20 protein-coding genes are annotated in these 15,639 nt (G+C 63.5%); 16 read left to right on the forward strand and 4 right to left on the reverse strand.

The genetic code is table 11. The features are described 5' to 3' along the window. Positions 1-267: 267 nt before the first annotated feature. Positions 268-1,014 (reverse strand): 2,3-diphosphoglycerate-dependent phosphoglycerate mutase, encoded by a 747-nt coding sequence (gene gpmA / locus QCE63_RS02510; protein ID WP_309830219.1) that lies wholly within the window; start codon positions 1,012-1,014, stop codon positions 268-270. 181 nt (positions 1,015-1,195) lie between these two features. Here gpmA and QCE63_RS02515 point away from each other — a divergent pair, with 181 nt between their 5' ends. The 5 genes from QCE63_RS02515 to QCE63_RS02535 all read left to right on the forward strand — a co-directional run bounded on the left by QCE63_RS02515 (position 1,196) and on the right by QCE63_RS02535 (position 4,047). Beyond that, on the forward strand, positions 1,196-1,621 hold the full coding sequence (locus tag QCE63_RS02515; RefSeq protein ID WP_309833650.1) for a rhodanese-like domain-containing protein: 426 nt from the start codon (positions 1,196-1,198) through the stop codon (positions 1,619-1,621). Next, entirely contained in the window at positions 1,618-1,878 is a 261-nt protein-coding gene (grxC, locus tag QCE63_RS02520) for a glutaredoxin 3 (RefSeq protein ID WP_309830221.1), read from the forward strand. Before QCE63_RS02515 ends, grxC begins: the two co-directional genes overlap by 4 nt. A 71-nt stretch (positions 1,879-1,949) precedes the next feature. Next, the gene (gene secB, locus QCE63_RS02525; RefSeq protein ID WP_309807086.1) at positions 1,950-2,420 is read left to right on the forward strand and encodes a protein-export chaperone SecB; all 471 of its coding nucleotides are present in this window, start codon (positions 1,950-1,952) and stop codon (positions 2,418-2,420) included. A gap of 33 nt (positions 2,421-2,453) precedes the next feature. Beyond that, on the forward strand, positions 2,454-3,452 hold the full coding sequence (locus QCE63_RS02530; protein WP_309830223.1) for an NAD(P)H-dependent glycerol-3-phosphate dehydrogenase: 999 nt from the start codon (positions 2,454-2,456) through the stop codon (positions 3,450-3,452). A gap of 64 nt (positions 3,453-3,516) precedes the next feature. Continuing rightward, positions 3,517-4,047, forward strand: a complete 531-nt coding sequence (locus tag QCE63_RS02535; protein WP_309830225.1) for an O-acetyl-ADP-ribose deacetylase — start codon at positions 3,517-3,519, stop codon at positions 4,045-4,047. On the opposite strand, the gene trmL is transcribed toward QCE63_RS02535, so the two are convergent. Beyond that, on the reverse strand, positions 4,020-4,490 hold the full coding sequence (gene trmL / locus QCE63_RS02540) for a tRNA (uridine(34)/cytosine(34)/5-carboxymethylaminomethyluridine(34)-2'-O)-methyltransferase TrmL (protein ID WP_309830229.1): 471 nt from the start codon (positions 4,488-4,490) through the stop codon (positions 4,020-4,022). The genes QCE63_RS02535 and trmL overlap by 28 nt on opposite strands. A gap of 22 nt (positions 4,491-4,512) precedes the next feature. After that, positions 4,513-5,253 (reverse strand): ComF family protein, encoded by a 741-nt coding sequence (locus QCE63_RS02545; protein WP_309833651.1) that lies wholly within the window; start codon positions 5,251-5,253, stop codon positions 4,513-4,515. A 204-nt stretch (positions 5,254-5,457) separates the two neighbouring features. On the opposite strand from QCE63_RS02545, the gene QCE63_RS02550 reads away from it, so the two are divergent. The 8 genes from QCE63_RS02550 (at position 5,458) to QCE63_RS02585 (ending at position 12,487) form a co-directional block, all read left to right on the forward strand. Further along, positions 5,458-6,438, forward strand: coding sequence for a methyltransferase domain-containing protein (locus tag QCE63_RS02550; RefSeq protein WP_309830231.1), 981 nt, complete (start codon positions 5,458-5,460; stop codon positions 6,436-6,438). A 247-nt stretch (positions 6,439-6,685) separates the two neighbouring features. After that, complete coding sequence (locus QCE63_RS02555) at positions 6,686-7,159, forward strand: DUF2244 domain-containing protein (protein WP_309833653.1); 474 nt, start codon at positions 6,686-6,688, stop codon at positions 7,157-7,159. Between the two features lie 57 nt (positions 7,160-7,216). After that, positions 7,217-8,845, forward strand: a complete 1,629-nt coding sequence (gene coxB, locus QCE63_RS02560; RefSeq protein ID WP_309830233.1) for a cytochrome c oxidase subunit II — start codon at positions 7,217-7,219, stop codon at positions 8,843-8,845. Between the two features lie 95 nt (positions 8,846-8,940). Continuing rightward, positions 8,941-10,554, forward strand: a complete 1,614-nt coding sequence (gene ctaD / locus QCE63_RS02565; protein WP_309807093.1) for a cytochrome c oxidase subunit I — start codon at positions 8,941-8,943, stop codon at positions 10,552-10,554. A gap of 64 nt (positions 10,555-10,618) precedes the next feature. Further along, complete coding sequence (locus tag QCE63_RS02570) at positions 10,619-10,759, forward strand: cytochrome oxidase small assembly protein (protein ID WP_309830235.1); 141 nt, start codon at positions 10,619-10,621, stop codon at positions 10,757-10,759. A 9-nt stretch (positions 10,760-10,768) separates the two neighbouring features. Next, entirely contained in the window at positions 10,769-11,341 is a 573-nt protein-coding gene (locus tag QCE63_RS02575) for a cytochrome c oxidase assembly protein (protein WP_309830238.1), read from the forward strand. 5 nt (positions 11,342-11,346) lie between these two features. Next, positions 11,347-11,547: a DUF2970 domain-containing protein gene (locus QCE63_RS02580; RefSeq protein ID WP_309807096.1), complete on the forward strand. Its 201-nt coding sequence runs from the start codon at positions 11,347-11,349 to the stop codon at positions 11,545-11,547. 82 nt (positions 11,548-11,629) lie between these two features. Then, positions 11,630-12,487 carry a cytochrome c oxidase subunit 3 gene (locus tag QCE63_RS02585; RefSeq protein WP_309830240.1) on the forward strand — a complete coding sequence of 286 codons (858 nt, stop codon included), beginning with the start codon at positions 11,630-11,632 and terminating at the stop codon, positions 12,485-12,487. Between the two features lie 190 nt (positions 12,488-12,677). Here QCE63_RS02585 and QCE63_RS02590 read toward each other — a convergent pair whose 3' ends face one another. Next, complete coding sequence (locus tag QCE63_RS02590; RefSeq protein ID WP_309830243.1) at positions 12,678-12,887, reverse strand: twin transmembrane helix small protein; 210 nt, start codon at positions 12,885-12,887, stop codon at positions 12,678-12,680. A 160-nt stretch (positions 12,888-13,047) separates the two neighbouring features. Between QCE63_RS02590 and QCE63_RS02595 the strand changes: the two genes are divergently transcribed. The 3 genes from QCE63_RS02595 to QCE63_RS02605 are packed head-to-tail and all read left to right on the forward strand — an operon-like array spanning position 13,048 to position 15,632. Further along, positions 13,048-13,791, forward strand: a complete 744-nt coding sequence (locus QCE63_RS02595; protein ID WP_309830246.1) for an SURF1 family protein — start codon at positions 13,048-13,050, stop codon at positions 13,789-13,791. Positions 13,792-13,820: 29 nt separating this feature from the next. After that, positions 13,821-14,486 carry a cytochrome C oxidase subunit I gene (locus QCE63_RS02600; RefSeq protein ID WP_309830247.1) on the forward strand — a complete coding sequence of 222 codons (666 nt, stop codon included), beginning with the start codon at positions 13,821-13,823 and terminating at the stop codon, positions 14,484-14,486. A gap of 36 nt (positions 14,487-14,522) precedes the next feature. Beyond that, complete coding sequence (locus QCE63_RS02605; RefSeq protein WP_309830250.1) at positions 14,523-15,632, forward strand: COX15/CtaA family protein; 1,110 nt, start codon at positions 14,523-14,525, stop codon at positions 15,630-15,632. Positions 15,633-15,639 lie beyond the last annotated feature (7 nt).

Here is a 15,639-nt window from a genome sequence, read left to right on the forward strand (position 1 = left end):
TACCTGCTCGTCTCAAATGACGACTTAATCGCAACTTAAATGCCTGGGGCGCGCGTGCCCGTCAGCAGGGGATGAGCCCGGTCCTGGATGTTGCTGTCGATGCGGCCGGTGCGATGTCAGCGGGGTGCCATATGCAGGACAGGCATAGGGAGGCGCGCCATGCGGGACGGGGCAATGCCTCTTCCCGCGATATGCGCGCGCCGGCGCGCCGGCCAATGCGCCAGCGGCCCGGCCGAAGCCGGGATTGCGGACGAACCCTTTGTACCCTCAGCCGGCCTTGCCCTGCTTGGCGACCGCGGCCTGCGCTGCCGCGATGGCTTGCGGATCGCCCAGGTAGTAATGCTTGATGGGCTTCAGGTCGCTGTCCAGTTCATAGACGAGCGGCACGCCGTTCGGAATGTTCAGCCCGACGATGTCCTGATCCGAGACGTTGTCGAGATACTTGACCAGCGCGCGGATGGAGTTGCCGTGCGCCGAGATCACGACCTGCTTGCCCGACTTGATGGCCGGCGCGATGGATTCGTTCCAGATGGGCAGGACGCGCGCGACCGTGTCCTTCAGGCATTCGGTGAGCGGCAATTGCTCGCGCGGCACCTTGGCGTAGCGCGGATCGTTGAACGACGCGCGCTCGTCCGAAGGCTCCAGGGCGGGCGGCGGGGTGTCGTAGCTGCGGCGCCAGACGAGCACCTGGTCGTCACCGTACTTCTTCGCGGTCTCGGCTTTGTTCAGGCCTGCGAGCGCGCCGTAGTGGCGCTCGTTCAGACGCCACGAGTGCACGACCGGGATATACATCTGGTCCATCTCGTCCTGCACGTGCCACAGCGTGCGGATGGCGCGTTTCAGAACCGAGGTATAGGCAATGTCGAACGCATAGCCGGCTTCCTTCAGCAGCACGCCGGCCTGGCGGGCTTCGCGGTTGCCTTGCTCGGTCAGGTCGACGTCGACCCAGCCGGTAAAGCGGTTTTCCTTGTTCCACGTCGATTCGCCGTGGCGGATGAGCACTAGCTTGTACATGATTTCGGTCGGTCAGTTGGGAAAGCGGGTGCGCCGATCGCACCCCGTCATCCTGCCTGCGCGCGCGTCGCGGCGCCATTGGCCGAATGGCAGAGGCCATCGAGGGAAACGGTTATTTTATAATGCGCCGATTGCCCTCATTTCCCTTTCTCCCTTTTTCACTCAATTTCGGCGGCTCGACGTGAAGTTTTTCACTGAATACCAGAACATCGCACTCATCGTCATCGCGCTCGTGTCCGGCGCGCTGCTCCTGTGGCCGGCCATCATGCGGCGCGGCCGGGGCGGCATTTCCGCCGCCGAAGCCACCACGCTGATCAACCGCCGCAACGCCGTCGTGGTGGACCTGCGGCCGGCCGCGGAATTCGCCAGCGGCCACCTGCCGTCCTCGCGCAATCTCGAAGTCTCCGAGCTCCAAGCAAAAATTGGCCAGATCGCAAAGAATAAGAGTAATCCGGTCGTGCTCGTCTGCCAGACTGGTCAACAATCGCAACGTGCGAGCCGCAGCGTGTCCGAAGCAGGCTATGCCGAAGTCCATGTCTTGGAAGGCGGCGTCGATGCCTGGCAGAAAGCCGGCATGCCGGTGGTGAAACAAGGAGCAGTGAAGTGAAGAAAGTCATCATGTACAGCACCGTCGTGTGCCCGTATTGCCAGATGGCCGAACGTCTTTTAAAGTCCCGCGGGGTCGAAGCCATCGAGAAGATCCTGATCGACCGCGAACCCGGCCGCCGCGAGGAAATGATGACGCGCACCGGCCGTCGCACCGTGCCGCAGGTGTATATCGGCGAAACGCACGTCGGCGGCTATGACGACCTGTCCGCGCTCGACCGCCAGGGCGGACTCGTGCCGCTGCTCGAATCGGCCTGACGCAGCTCGCATTCCGGCGCGCGGTTCATCCTGACACCGCGCGCCCATACCGAATCACCTAGGAAATCACTATGTCCGACGAGAACAACCAGCCGTTTTTCAATATCCAGCGCATCTATCTGAAGGACATGTCGCTCGAGCAGCCGAATTCACCGGCCATCTTCCTCGAACAGGAAATGCCCTCGGTGGAAGTCGAAGTCGACGTGAAGGCTGACCGTCTCGCGGAAAGCGTGTTCGAAGTGCTGGTGACGGGCACCGTCACGGCCAAGGTCACGAGCAAGGTCGCGTTCCTGATCGAAGCGAAGCAGGCAGGCATCTTCGACATTCGCAACATTCCGGCTGAACAGATCGATCCGCTCGTCGGCATTGCGTGCCCCACCATCCTGTTCCCGTACCTGCGCTCGAATATCGCCGACGCCATCACGCGCGCCGGTTTCCCGCCCATCCATCTTGCGGAAATCAATTTCCAGGCGCTGTACGAACAACGCATGGCCCAGCTCGCCACGGCGCAGGAAGGCGCGGCGAACGGCGCTACGCATTAAGTTTCCGAGACATCCGCCGACCGGAGCCGAGCAATGAAAGTAGCCGTTCTCGGCGCCGGCGCGTGGGGCACCGCACTAGCGGGCCACCTCGCGGTCCGGCACGACACGACCTTGTGGGCGCGCGACGCCGCGCTCATCGAATCACTCTCCCGCACGCACGAAAACACGCGCTATCTGGCCGGCGTGACGCTGCCGCCTTCGCTGGCGTTCGAGGCGGATCTCGCCGCCGCGCTGCGGCACGCGTGCGCGGATGACGCGCTCTGCGTCGTCGCCGCGCCGGTCGCGGGGCTGCGCCAGCTCTGCCGCGCGATGCATCAGGAAGGCGTCGTGCCGGCGCATATCGTGTGGCTCTGCAAGGGTTTCGAGTCCGACACGCAGTGCCTGCCCAATGAAGTCGTCGCAGCCGAACTGCCCGGGCATCGGAGCAACGGCACGCTATCCGGCCCGAGCTTCGCGCGCGAAGTGGGGCAGGGCCTGCCGGTCGCGCTGACGGTTGCGAGTGCATCGGCGGAACTGGGCGCGCGCACGGTCGCGGCATTTCATCATGGCGCCATGCGCATCTACACCGGCGACGATGTCATCGGCGTGGAAGTCGGCGGCGCGGTGAAGAACGTGCTTGCCATCGCCACCGGCATTTCCGACGGCCTCGGTCTCGGTTTGAACGCGCGCGCCGCGCTGATCACGCGCGGGCTGGCCGAGATGTCGCGGCTGGGCGTCGCGCTCGGCGGGCGCGCGGAGACGTTCACGGGCCTGACCGGTCTGGGCGACCTGATCCTCACCGCGACGGGCGACCTGTCGCGCAATCGTACCGTCGGCATGCAGCTCGCGAGCGGCCGCACGCTCGACGAGATTCTCACGGCGCTCGGCCACGTCGCGGAAGGCGTGCGTTGCGCACGCGCCGTGCTGGCGCTCGCGCAGTCGCGCGGGATCGAGATGCCGATCACGCAGGCGGTATGCCGTGTGCTCTTCGAGCACATCGCGCCGCGCGATGCCGTGCAGGCGCTGCTCAACCGGGACGCGAAGGCGGAATAAGTCCGCGCAGGTCCGAACAGGCGCGTCTTAAACGTTCCTGCAGTCCCCGAACCGGAGGCGCGCCATGGCCCAGCTCGAAGCCCGCAAGGTCGACATCACGACCCTGCAAGTCGATGCCATCGTCAACGCGGCGAACAAGTCCCTGCTGGGCGGCGGCGGCGTCGACGGTGCGATTCATCGCAAGGCGGGGAAGAAGTTGCTGCGCGAATGCGAAACGCTCGGCGGCTGTGACACCGGCGACGCGAAGCTCACCGCAGGCTACGACCTGCCGGCGAAATACGTGATTCATGCCGTCGGACCGCGCTGGAGCGGCGGCAACAAGAACGAGCCCGAACTGCTTGCAAGCTGTTACCGGCGTTCCCTCGAACTGGCCGCGCAGGCCGGTTGCGAGTCGATCGCGTTCCCGGCCATCAGTTGCGGCATCTATCACTTTCCGGTCGAGCAAGCCGTGCCGATCGCCGTGCGCACGGTGATTCAAACCCTGCCCGTGGCGCCTTCTCTAAAGCGCGTGATCTTCGCCTGTTTCCAGGACGACATGCTTGCGCGCTATCAAGCCGAACTTGACGCTCAGGCGCCGCCTTCGAAACCGGCTTGACGCCAGGCCTCGAACGTGACGATCGCCACCGTATTCGACAGATTCAGGCTGCGATTGCCTGGCCGCATCGGCAGGCGCACGCGCTGATCGTTTGGAAAGCGTTCGAGTAATTCGGGCGCGAGCCCACGCGTTTCAGCGCCGAACACGAACCAGTCGCCGGGCCTGAACGCGTGATCGAAGAACGGCGTCGAGCCGCGCGTCGTGAACGCGAACATGCGCGCCAGTTCCGGCGCTTCCTTTGCGATGAAAGCGTGCCAGTTGGCATGCACGTTCATCTCGGCATACTCGTGATAGTCGAGACCGGCGCGACGCATCTTGGTGTCGTCGAGCGGAAAGCCGAGTGGCTCGATCAGATGCAGCCGCGCCCCGGTATTGGCGCACAGGCGGATCACATTGCCGGTGTTCGGCGGAATTTCGGGTTCGACGAGTACGACATTGAACATGACAGTTTGAAGATGAAATGAGTTAATCCTGCGGCGTGCGCAGCGCCACGAAGTTGGTGACGCGGCGCGCGCCCGCTTGCTTGAGCGTGTGGGCGAGCGCGTCGAGCGTCGCGCCCGAAGTCATCACGTCATCCACCACGCCGACGTGCACGCCGCGCAGCGCTTGTGTGATCGAAAACGCGTCTGCAACATTACGGCGCCGCGTGTCCTGATCGAGTCGCGATTGCGCCGGCGTGTGCCGGTTGCGCACCACGAGCGCTGCGTCGCTTCTCGCGCCCATCAGGCGCCCGAGCGGACGCGCGATCGCCCACGCCTGGTTGTAGCCCCGTTCGATGAGCCGCTTGCGCGACAACGGCACGGCAACGATCACGTCCGGCCGGGGCAGGCGGCTGTCCTCGAACGCGGCATGCAGATGCCGCGCGAATGCCGAGGCCGCCGCGAGTTGGCCACGAAACTTGAGTCCGACGGCGAGCGTATCGAGCGGCGCGCGATAGTCGGCGAGCGCGAGCGTATCGTTGAAGGCTGGCGGTTTTTCGAGGCATGCGCCGCAATGACCTCGCGCATCATCGCCCGAGCGACAGAGCTGAAACCCGGTCAGCGGCAGGGCGCACGTGGCGCAGCGTACCCGCGGTTCGTTCCAGGCTTGTGCATCGCAACCTGGGCAAAGCAGGCTTTGCGACAAATTGCCGCACAACGCACACTGTCCCGGCAATGCTGCGGAGGCGAGGCGCTTCAAACTCGTGCCGAGTGCGCGCAAGCGCATGACGCTGGTCACGGCCGGCGGTTGAGGCGAGGGACGAATCGTGTCGGCGTTCAAGGCCACCTGCTTGGAGAAATGACGGCTCGACCCGGCTGCTTCCATGCATTCATCGTGCTTCCCACGGCCTTTATGCCTCGTATCAGCACTTCGCATGGGTCGTTTTCGGGACGACCGAGTATACTTCGCACTCTTCGCAAATAGATCGACATGTCCCCAACCTCCTCCGAAACCAGCCGTCCGGCCTATGATTCGCGTCGTTTGCGCGCGATCTTCGACGACCGCGCCGCTGCCTTCGACGAGGTCGCCTTCCTGCCGCGCGAGATCGCCGGACGGATGCGCGAACGGCTCGATTACATCAAGGTCGCCCCGTTGCGCGTGCTCGACGCGGCATGCGGCATGGGTGCCGATTTGCCCGGTCTGCGGGAACGGTTCGCCGAGGCATCGGTAACGGGTGTCGATCTTTCGTCCGCGATGCTTGCACGCGCGCTCGCCGCCGAGGCTGCCGATAACGACGCCAGCGCAGGCTGGCGGCGCTTTCTCCCCGCGACGCTCGCCAAGGCGCTCGGCGCGCGCGGCCCGCAACTCGCGCAAGCCGATTTCTCTGAATTGCCGTTCGCATCGGGCGCATTCGAACTGCTTTGGTCGAATCTCGCGCTGCACTGGCACGCCCGCCCAGACCTCGTATTTCCGGAATGGCAGCGCGTGCTGAAGGGCAACGGCCTGCTGATGTTCAGCACCTTCGGCCCCGACACGCTGCGCGAGTTGCGAGCCGCCTACCGCGAGGCTGAGCGCACGCTGGGTCTCGCGCCTGTGCCGCACACGATCGATTTCGTCGACATGCACGACCTCGGCGACATGCTCGTGGAGAGCGGCTTCGAAATTCCGGTGATGGATCAGGAAGTCCTGACCATTACCTACCAATCCCCCGAATCCTTGCTGGCCGACGTGACGCGCTGGGGCGCGTATCCGTCCGTCCGGGCTTACGCGGCGGCCCGCGCGGATGCGCAGGCCGTGCGCGGCGCGGTGCACCAGGCGCTGGACGCGCTGCGCCGCGACGACGGCACCATTCCGCTGACCTTCGAGGTGATCTACGGCCATGCATGGAAGGCCGTGCCGCGCACCACGGCCGAAGGACACGGCATCGTGCGGCTCGAGGATATCGGACGAGGACCGAAACGAAAGCTGTAGAAAGAGAAGCGCCGAAGCCGTAAATAGGGCTCAGGTTATGTCTGAAATTTGCGTGGAAAAGCTGCGCAAAAAGGTGCGTCAAAAGGGCGCAGAAGCTTGTGGCGCTTGGCTTTGCAGCGTTACGACCCTTGCTTGTGGATGCCCCTCAAGACGCCTATAATGCGTCAGTTTGTCGCCCGGGCTGACACAATTTTGGGCGAAATCCGAGCAAAAGTATGCGATTGCGTGCGGATTGATGGAGGCAGCGATGCAAGCCAGCCAGACGCAGACGGATACCGGGCCGGTCATCAAGGACTGGCTCATGAAGCGTAACTGTTCGGTATCGCCGCGTCAGTTCGTGGGCTTCTATCTGTCGCTTGCGTTGTTTTCGCTGGCAATCGCAACGCCGCTGTTCCTGAATGGCGCCTGGCTGGTGCTGCCGTTCACCGGAATCGAGCTGACGGTCACAGGCATTGCGTTCGTGATTTACGCGCGCCACGCCGTGGACTACGAGCGAATCCGGCTGTATCAAAACCGGTTGTTGATCGAACAGATGAATGCCGAAGAGCTGACGCAGTTCGAGTTCAACCCGCGTTGGGTGCGGGTCGAAGCGGGCGCGACACCGAGGGAGCCGCTCACGATCATCTCGCGCGGTCAATCGGTGAAAATCGGACAACACCTTGCACAGCATCGTCGCCAACACTTTGCTGCCGAGCTGCGGGCGTCGCTGAGAAGTGTTTGAGGCGCGCCTGGGAGAAGAGCCGGCCGATGCGCGATGCCACGGGGGTCGAGGGTTTGAATGGAAAATTTGGGTAAGGATGCTATGAAAACAATCAAGCGAGCCCTCTCGGGCGTGCTGGCGGCAGGCGCACTGCTTTCCGCCGGCGCAGCCCTGGCGGTCGAAAACAGTCCAGGCGGTCCCGCTGTCAACGAGATCAACTTTCAGCCGCCCGTGACGAAGATCGCCGAGGAGCTCTACGGCCTCCATATCTTCATGCTCATCATCTGCACCGTCATCTTCGTTGGCGTGTTCGGTGTGATGTTCTATTCGATGTTCGTGCATCGCAAGTCGAAGGGCTTCAAGCCCGCCAACTTCCACGAAAGCACCACGGTCGAAATCATCTGGACCATCGCGCCGTTCATCATCGTGATCCTGATGGCGCTGCCCGCCACCAAGGCCGTCGTCGCGATGAAGGACACGTCCAACGCCGACCTCACCGTGAAGGTCACCGGCTATCAGTGGAAGTGGGGCTATGACTATGTGAAGGGTCCGGGCGAAGGCATCAGCTTCCTGTCCACCCTGTCCACGCCGCGCAGCGAGACCAACGGCCAAAAGCCCATCTCCACGTTGTATCTCCAGGAAGTCGACAATCCGCTGGTCGTGCCCGTCGACAAGAAGATCCGCATCATCACCACGGCGAACGACGTCGTGCACTCGTGGTACGTGCCAGCATTCGGCGTGAAGCAGGATGCGATTCCCGGCTTCGTGCGCGACACCTGGTTCAAGGCGGAGAAGGTCGGCACCTACCGCGGCTTCTGTACCGAACTGTGCGGCAAAGAGCACGCGTACATGCCCGTAGTAGTGGAAGTCCTCTCCACCGACGACTACGCGAAGTGGGTCGACGGCCAAAAGAAGAAGATGGCCGCAGGCCAGGACGATCCGCTCAAGACCTACACGAAAGATGAGCTGATGGCGCGCGGCCAGCAGGTCTACACGTCGAACTGCGCGGTCTGCCACCAGCCGACCGGCAAGGGCGCAGGCCAGTTCCCGGCGCTCGACGGCTCGAAGATCGCGAACGGTTCGATCGCCGAGCACCTGAATCTCGTGCTGCACGGCAAGGGCGCGATGCCTTCGTGGCAGGGCGTGCTGAACGACGTCGAGATCGCCTCGGTCGTGACTTTCGAACGCAATAGCTGGAGCAACCACACCGGCGACGTGCTGCAACCGAAGCAGGTCATCGACGCCAAGGCAGGCAAGATGCCCGAGGGCGGCGGCACGGCAGCGGCGGCGTCGGCTTCCGCGCCGGAAGCAGCGAGTGCCGCGCCCGCCGCGGCCGAAGCAAGCGCCCCGGCAGCATCGGGCGCGGACGCCGGCAGCGCGACGCAGGCCGCCGGTCTGCCCGCCAGCATCTATTTCGAGACGGGCAAGGACACGCTGCCCGCCGACGCGAAAAACGCGGTGGACGCCGCAGCGGCCTACGCCAAGGCGCATCCGGACGCGAAGATCGCGTTGTCCGGCTTCACCGATGCCACCGGCGGCGCCGACCTCAACGCCGACCTCGCCAAGCGCCGCGCGCAAGCCGTGCGCGATGCGCTGAAGGCAGCGGGCGTGGCGGAAGACCGCATCGTGTTGAAGAAACCGGAAACCGTCACGGGGGGCGCCGACAACAAGGAAGCCCGTCGCGTTGAAATCAGTCCGGCTGCTTGACGTGCCTGGCGTGCTGTCTTCCTTCGCAGACCCGCAACGGAAAACCACGCGTCATTGCCAAGTGCCCCGAGTATTCGCTTTAGGAGATGATTGTCATGTCTAGCATCGGACACGATGTAGGCGCAGGCCACGACCACGCGCACGATGACCATGCGCACGAGCTGCCGCATGGCTGGCGCCGCTGGCTTTTCGCTACCAACCACAAGGACATCGGTACGTTGTACCTGTTGTTCTCCTTCATCATGTTCCTCTCCGGAGGCGTGATGGCGCTTGGCATCCGTGCCGAGCTGTTCGAGCCGGGCCTGCAGATCATGCGCCCCGAGTTCTTCAATCAGCTGACCACCATGCACGGCCTCATCATGGTGTTCGGCGCGATCATGCCGGCGTTCGTCGGTTTCGCGAACTGGATGGTGCCGCTGCAGATCGGCGCATCGGACATGGCGTTCGCGCGGATGAACAACTTCAGCTTCTGGCTGCTGCCGGCCGCCGCCGTGTTGCTGGTCGGTTCGTTCTTCGCTCCGGGCGGCGCGACCGCCGCGGGCTGGACGCTGTACGCGCCGCTCTCCACGCAGATGGGCCCGGGCATGGACTTCGCGATCTTCGCGGTCCACATCATGGGTGCGTCGTCGATCATGGGCGGCATCAATATCGTCGTGACCATCCTCAACATGCGCGCGCCGGGCATGACGCTCATGAAGATGCCGATGTTCGCGTGGACCTGGCTGATTACCGCGTACCTGCTGATCGCCGTGATGCCGGTTCTGGCGGGCGCGATCACCATGGTGCTGTTCGATCGCCACTTCGGCACGTCGTTCTTCAATGCGGCGGGCGGCGGCGATCCGGTGATGTACCAGCACATCTTCTGGTTCTTCGGTCACCCCGAGGTGTACATCATGATCTTGCCGGCGTTCGGGATCGTGTCGCAGGTGATCCCGGCGTTTTCGCGCAAGCCGCTGTTCGGCTATAGCTCGATGGTGTACGCAACGGCATCGATCGCGATCCTGTCGTTCATGGTCTGGGCGCATCACATGTTCGCGACCGGCATGCCGGTGACGGGCCAGCTGTTCTTCATGTACGCCACGATGCTGATCGCCGTGCCGACGGGCGTGAAGGTGTTCAACTGGGTGGCCACGATGTGGCGCGGCGCGCTGTCCTTCGAAACCCCGATGCTGTTCGCGATCGGCTTCCTGTTCGTGTTCACGATGGGCGGCTTCACGGGCCTGATCCTCTCGATGGCGCCGCTCGACATCCAGATGCACGGCACCTATTACGTGGTGGCGCACTTCCACTACGTGCTGGTGGCGGGTTCGTTGTTCGCGCTGTTCTCGGGCTGGTACTACTGGGCGCCGAAGTGGACCGGCTGGATGTACAACGAGATGCGCGGCAAGATCCACTTCTGGGCGTCGATGATCTTCTTCAACATCACGTTCTTCCCGATGCACTTCCTGGGTCTCGCGGGCATGCCGCGCCGCTATGCGGACTACCCGGCGCAATTCACCGACTTCAACCAGATCGCAACCATCGGCGCATTCGGCTTCGGCCTGGCGCAGGTGTACTTCCTGTTCGCGGTGGCGCTGCCGACGTATCGTGGCGGCGGCGAGCTGGAGAAGGCGAGCGACAAGCCGTGGGATGGCGCGGAAGGCCTCGAATGGACCGTGCCGAGCCCGGCGCCGTTCCATACCTTCGAGCATCCGCCGACGGTCGAGTAAAAAGAGTCTGAAGTTTCGCGGGGCGGCTCCCACGAGCGCCCCGCGAACCAAAAGTAAGGAAAGCATGGCCCCGGATCCACAAAAAAGACGCACGCCCGAAGAAATCCGCGCGGGCAACAAGCGGCTCGGAATCATCATGATGTTGATCGCCGCCGTTTTCTTTGTGGGTATCGTCGTCAGGCAGTACCTGTTGTCACGAGGGTAGGAAAGCCAAGTGTCTACTCCGCAGGAAAATTCGCATGTCGACCGGTCGTTCAACCGGTCGATGCTCGTCAAGCTGTTCGTCGTGGCCGCGCTGATGTTCGGCTTCGGCTTCGCGCTGGTGCCGATGTACAAGGCCATCTGCGAAGTCACCGGCATCAACAACCTCGTGCAGCGCGACGTCAGCGCGCGCGAGGCAAAGAACACGCAGGTGGATGCGAGCCGCACGGTGTCCATCGAGTTCGATGCGAACGCGCGCGGTCCGCTGCAGTTCAAGCCGGAGCAGAACACGCTGGACATTCACCCCGGCGAAGTGATGACGGTGATGTATCAGGTGACCAACCAGCAGGGTCGCACGGTGAAGGCACAGGCCATCCCGAGCTATGCCCCGAAGCAGGCCACCGAGTATTTCAACAAGATCGAATGCTTCTGCTTCACGCAGCAGACGCTCGGCCCGAACGAAACCAAGCGCCTGCCGGTGGTGTTCGTCGTCGATCCGAAGCTGCCGAAGGACATCAGGACGATCACCCTGTCGTACACGTTCTTCGAGCTGGATGCGCCGAAGACGGTCGGGAAAGGAAGCTGACGGCCATGAGCGCGGATTCGCCGAAGGGTGGTTTCCTCAAGCTCATGAAGGCCGTGTTCTGGTCGTTCTTCGGCGTACGCCGGCGCGCGGACCTGGAAAGCGATGCGGCCCAGCTGAACCCGCTGCATCTGATCGCGGCAGGCGTCATCGGCGCGGTGCTGTTCATCGTCGTGTTGCTGCTGATCGTGCGCGCGGTAGTGGGATAGACAGAACGCCGGGACGTGGCCCAGCCATGCACCCGGCGGGAAAAGAAAATTCAAGCAACTGGATCGAAGTGGAGAATCAACAATGAGCGGTCAAAACGAGAGCCCGTACTATTTCGTGCCGCATCCGTCGCGGCATCCGGTGATGGCTGCCACCGGCCTGCTGGTCATGCTGGCGTCGCTGGCATCGTGGGTGAACGGTCATAGCTTCGGGCCTGCGGGCACGTTCATCGGCTTGCTGTTCGTGCTGTTCGTGCTGTGGCACTGGTTCGGCGACGCCATCTCCGAATCCGAAGGCGGCATGTACGGCAAGCGCGTGGATGTGTCGTACCGCTGGAGCATGAGCTGGTTCATCTTCTCGGAAGTCATGTTCTTCGCGGCATTCTTCGGCGCGCTGTTCTACGCGCGGCAGATCGCGCTGCACGAACTCGGCAGCCTCGATTACAAGCTGATCTGGCCGGACTTCAGCGCCGTCTGGCCGAACAACGGTCCCGCCGCGCTCGTGCCGCATTTCCGCGCGATGGTGCCGTGGCCCCTGCCGACCATCAACACGGCGCTGTTGCTGTCGTCCGGCGCGACGCTGACGGTGGCTCACCACGCGTTGCGTGAAGATCATCGGAAGAAGGCGATCATCTGGCTGAGCGCAACGGTGCTGCTCGGCGTGATCTTCCTGTTCTGCCAGGGTTACGAGTATTTCCACGCGTATAACGAACTGAACCTGACGCTCAATTCCGGCGTGTATGGCTCGACGTTCTTCCTGCTGACCGGCTTCCACGGCTTCCACGTGTTCCTGGGCGGCACGATGCTGGCAGTGGTGACGGTGCGTCTGATCCGCGGCCACTTCACGGCGGAGCACCACTTCGCATTCGAAGGCGCAGCGTGGTACTGGCACTTCGTCGACGTCGTGTGGCTGGGGCTGTACGTCGTCGTCTACTGGCTGTAAGAAGGCGGGAAGCAGAACGGCGCGCTGCGCCGTTCGCGATGCGGGTCCGGCGGCGACGCTGGACCCAGAGAGCATAGAAGCAGTGATCAACACGCCGCCCTCGAAGTCCACAGGGGCGGCGTTGTCGTTTGAAAAGGCAGGGCGTGCGGGGCGCGACAATAAGCCTCGCGAGTGACGGCCCGTAACGGCGTTATCGTCCGATCGGAATGCCCGACGACTGAATCCAGCCCATCCAGTGAGCGAACAGGATGAACAGGAACAGCGAGATGGACAGTCCGACGCGCGCGGCGAGTGACCAGACCATCCGCTTGGTGCGGCCCTTGTCGGTCATCATGAAGTAGAGCGCCGAGCCCAGGCTGCCGATGATCAGGATGAATGCGATAGCAACGAAGATGTGCATGAAACCAGCCAGCAGTGTTTGCTCATGGATCCGGTTGGCGACACTTCGGGATCAACTCAGGAACCACCTTGAGCACTATGGAATCGAAACATCCCATTATCTCACTCGACGGATTGTGCCGTGCGCCGCATAAGCGGATGCCGGCGGTAAGGCTTGCCGCATGAAGATTCGTTTCTGGCCCACGCTCCTCATCCTGATCGTCGTCGCGGTGACGGTGCGGCTGGGTTTCTGGCAGCGCGACCGCGCCCATCAGAAGGAGGCGCTCAACGCGCACATCCTCGCGTTCGAACATGCGCCGGCGCAGACAGTTGGCGTCGACCCGCTGCCGCTGAAGTCGATCGAATTCCATCGCGTCGAGGCGCGCGGGGAGTTCATGCCGGAACGCGTCGTGTATCTGGACAATCGTCCGTATAACGACCAGCCGGGCTTTTATGTCGTGATGCCGCTTAAACTCGAGGACGGCGGCTATGTGCTCGTGAATCGCGGCTGGCTGCCGCGCAACATGGCGGACCGCACGGGCATCGAGGCGTACGACACGCCGAAAGGTGTCGTCGACGTGCAGGGCATCGCGCGCGCCAATGCGTCGCAGGCTTTCGAACTGGGACATGGCGGCTCGGCCGCGCACAAGGAGATCCGGCAGAACCTGGACATCCGCGCGTATGCCGCCGAAACCGGTCTGTCGTTCCAGCCGTTCGTGATCCAGCAGACCAACGACACCGGCGACAAGCTCGTGCGCGACTGGCCCGCGCCGACACTGGGCGTCGACCGCAACTATGGCTACATGTTCCAGTGGTGGGGCATGGCAGCGGCGGCGGTCGGCTTCGGGCTGTACGCCGCGCGGCGCGCCGCGAAGAAAGGCACGACACGCGACGCGCTTGACGAAGAAGCCGAACACCACGCCTGACAACCGAAGAACCGAGGCACGTTCCATCGATGCAAACACAACGCTCCACCTCCGCCGACACCGACCCCGACAAGCCCCCCCGCGCACGGCAACGCACGGCCAGACAAGGGTCCTGGACCAGCGGACGCTGGATGCTGATCTTGCTGGCGCTCGTGTGCGCGGCGCCGGTGATCGCGTCCTATCTGATGTACTACGTGTTCAAGCCCGCGGGCGGCACGTCGAGCTACGGCGCGCTGGTCGAACCTCAGCGTCCGCTGCCGTCGCAGCTCGTCGTGACGAACGAGCAAGGCGAGAGCGTGCCGCTCAAGTCGCTCGAAGGCAAATGGCTGATGATCACCGTGAACGGCAGCGCGTGCGACGAGCAATGCGTGACGCGCCTCTACTTCATGCGCCAGGTTCGTGTGCTGCAGTCGGGCGAGCGCGAGCGCGTGGTCAACGTCTGGCTGCGTACCGATGACAAACCGGTCTCCGACGTCATCAAGGCCGCCTATCCGCAACCCGACACGCGCATGCTGGTCGCCGACGAGAAAGCGGTGGCCGCGTGGCTGCCCGTCGATGACGGCACGAAGCTCACGGACCACATCTATCTCGTCGATCCGAACGGCAACCTGATGATGCGTTTCCCGAAGAACCCCGATCCGAAGAAGATCAACGCGGACGTGGCCAAGCTGTTGAAGTGGTCGCGGATCGGTTGATGCCCGCCTGATACTGAAGTGCAAGGGTAAGAGCGCATGTTTCTACTGCAACTGGGGCTGATCGGCGTGTGCATCGCGCTGCTGCCGTTGTCCTACGTGTGGGTCAAGGCCGATGACGGCAAATTCCGCAAGCTCGTCTGGCTCACGACCTTCCTGACGCTCGACTTGATCATGTTCGGCGGCTTCACGCGCCTGACCGATTCGGGCCTCGGCTGCCCCGACTGGCCGGGGTGCTACGGCACGTCCTCGCCGTTCATCGCGCATGCGCAGATCGCCGCCGCCTATCACGCGATGCCCACCGGTCCCGTCAGCATGATGAAGGCATGGATCGAGATGCTGCACCGTTACTTCGCGATGGCGATCGGCGTGCTGATCATCGCGCAGACGATCATCGCGTGGACGGCGCGCATCAGGAAGCGCCCGCTGCATGTATCGCCGTGGTGGCCGACCGGCATCCTCGCGCTGATCCTGCTGCAAGGCGCGTTCGGCGCGTGGACGGTCACGCTCAAGCTGCAGCCGGTGATCGTTACGACGCATCTGCTGCTCGGACTGGCGCTGCTCGGCGTGCTCGGCTGGCTGGCGGCGCGCATGACGCCGATTCCGTCGCTCGACACGGCCGCCGCGCGCTGGATGCCCGCTGCGATGTTCGGCTTGCTGCTGCTGATCGTGCAGATTGCGCTGGGCGGCTGGGTCAGCACGAACTACGCGGTGCTCGCGTGTACCGACTTCCCGCTGTGCAACGGCCAATGGATTCCGCCGATGAACTTCGAGCACGGCTTCCACCTGTGGCGCGCGCTCGGCATGACCGGCGACGGCGACGTGATCTCGCAGGACGCGCTGGTCGCGATCCACTGGACGCATCGCACGTTTGCGATTGTCGTGGTGGTGTACCTTCTGTGGCTCGCGAGCCGCCTGCGACGATTCGAATCGCTGCTCAAGCCCGCGAACGGCGTATTGTTCGTGATCGTGATCCAGTTCCTGACCGGCCTGTCGAACATCGTGCTGCAATGGCCGCTGCCCATTGCCGTCGCGCACAACGGCGGCGCCGCGATCCTGTTGCTGCTACTCGTTATGCTAAACTTTCGAATCTCTTCCAGCCGTCCCGGCCGCGCCACGCTTCCCGCGCGCGACGTCGTTTCAGCGTGACTCCACA

It is taken from the genome of Caballeronia sp. LZ065, from assembly GCF_031450975.1.
In the GTDB taxonomy this organism is placed as follows: Bacteria; Pseudomonadota; Gammaproteobacteria; order Burkholderiales; family Burkholderiaceae; genus Caballeronia.

Coding starts and splice junctions, on each gene's coding strand:
- trmL (WP_309830229.1), bottom strand. CDS start 4,490: ATGTTCAATGTCGTACTCGTCGAACCCGAAATTCCGCCGAACACCGGC.
- QCE63_RS02550 (WP_309830231.1), top strand. CDS start 5,458: ATGTCCCCAACCTCCTCCGAAACCAGCCGTCCGGCCTATGATTCGCGT.
- QCE63_RS02535 (WP_309830225.1), top strand. CDS start 3,517: ATGGCCCAGCTCGAAGCCCGCAAGGTCGACATCACGACCCTGCAAGTC.
- coxB (WP_309830233.1), top strand. CDS start 7,217: ATGGAAAATTTGGGTAAGGATGCTATGAAAACAATCAAGCGAGCCCTC.
- QCE63_RS02580 (WP_309807096.1), top strand. CDS start 11,347: ATGAGCGCGGATTCGCCGAAGGGTGGTTTCCTCAAGCTCATGAAGGCC.
- QCE63_RS02530 (WP_309830223.1), top strand. CDS start 2,454: ATGAAAGTAGCCGTTCTCGGCGCCGGCGCGTGGGGCACCGCACTAGCG.
- ctaD (WP_309807093.1), top strand. CDS start 8,941: ATGTCTAGCATCGGACACGATGTAGGCGCAGGCCACGACCACGCGCAC.
- gpmA (WP_309830219.1), bottom strand. CDS start 1,014: ATGTACAAGCTAGTGCTCATCCGCCACGGCGAATCGACGTGGAACAAG.
- QCE63_RS02570 (WP_309830235.1), top strand. CDS start 10,619: ATGGCCCCGGATCCACAAAAAAGACGCACGCCCGAAGAAATCCGCGCG.
- QCE63_RS02585 (WP_309830240.1), top strand. CDS start 11,630: ATGAGCGGTCAAAACGAGAGCCCGTACTATTTCGTGCCGCATCCGTCG.
- QCE63_RS02600 (WP_309830247.1), top strand. CDS start 13,821: ATGCAAACACAACGCTCCACCTCCGCCGACACCGACCCCGACAAGCCC.
- QCE63_RS02555 (WP_309833653.1), top strand. CDS start 6,686: ATGCAAGCCAGCCAGACGCAGACGGATACCGGGCCGGTCATCAAGGAC.
- QCE63_RS02590 (WP_309830243.1), bottom strand. CDS start 12,887: ATGCACATCTTCGTTGCTATCGCATTCATCCTGATCATCGGCAGCCTG.
- secB (WP_309807086.1), top strand. CDS start 1,950: ATGTCCGACGAGAACAACCAGCCGTTTTTCAATATCCAGCGCATCTAT.
- QCE63_RS02595 (WP_309830246.1), top strand. CDS start 13,048: ATGAAGATTCGTTTCTGGCCCACGCTCCTCATCCTGATCGTCGTCGCG.
- QCE63_RS02545 (WP_309833651.1), bottom strand. CDS start 5,253: ATGCGCTTGCGCGCACTCGGCACGAGTTTGAAGCGCCTCGCCTCCGCA.
- QCE63_RS02605 (WP_309830250.1), top strand. CDS start 14,523: ATGTTTCTACTGCAACTGGGGCTGATCGGCGTGTGCATCGCGCTGCTG.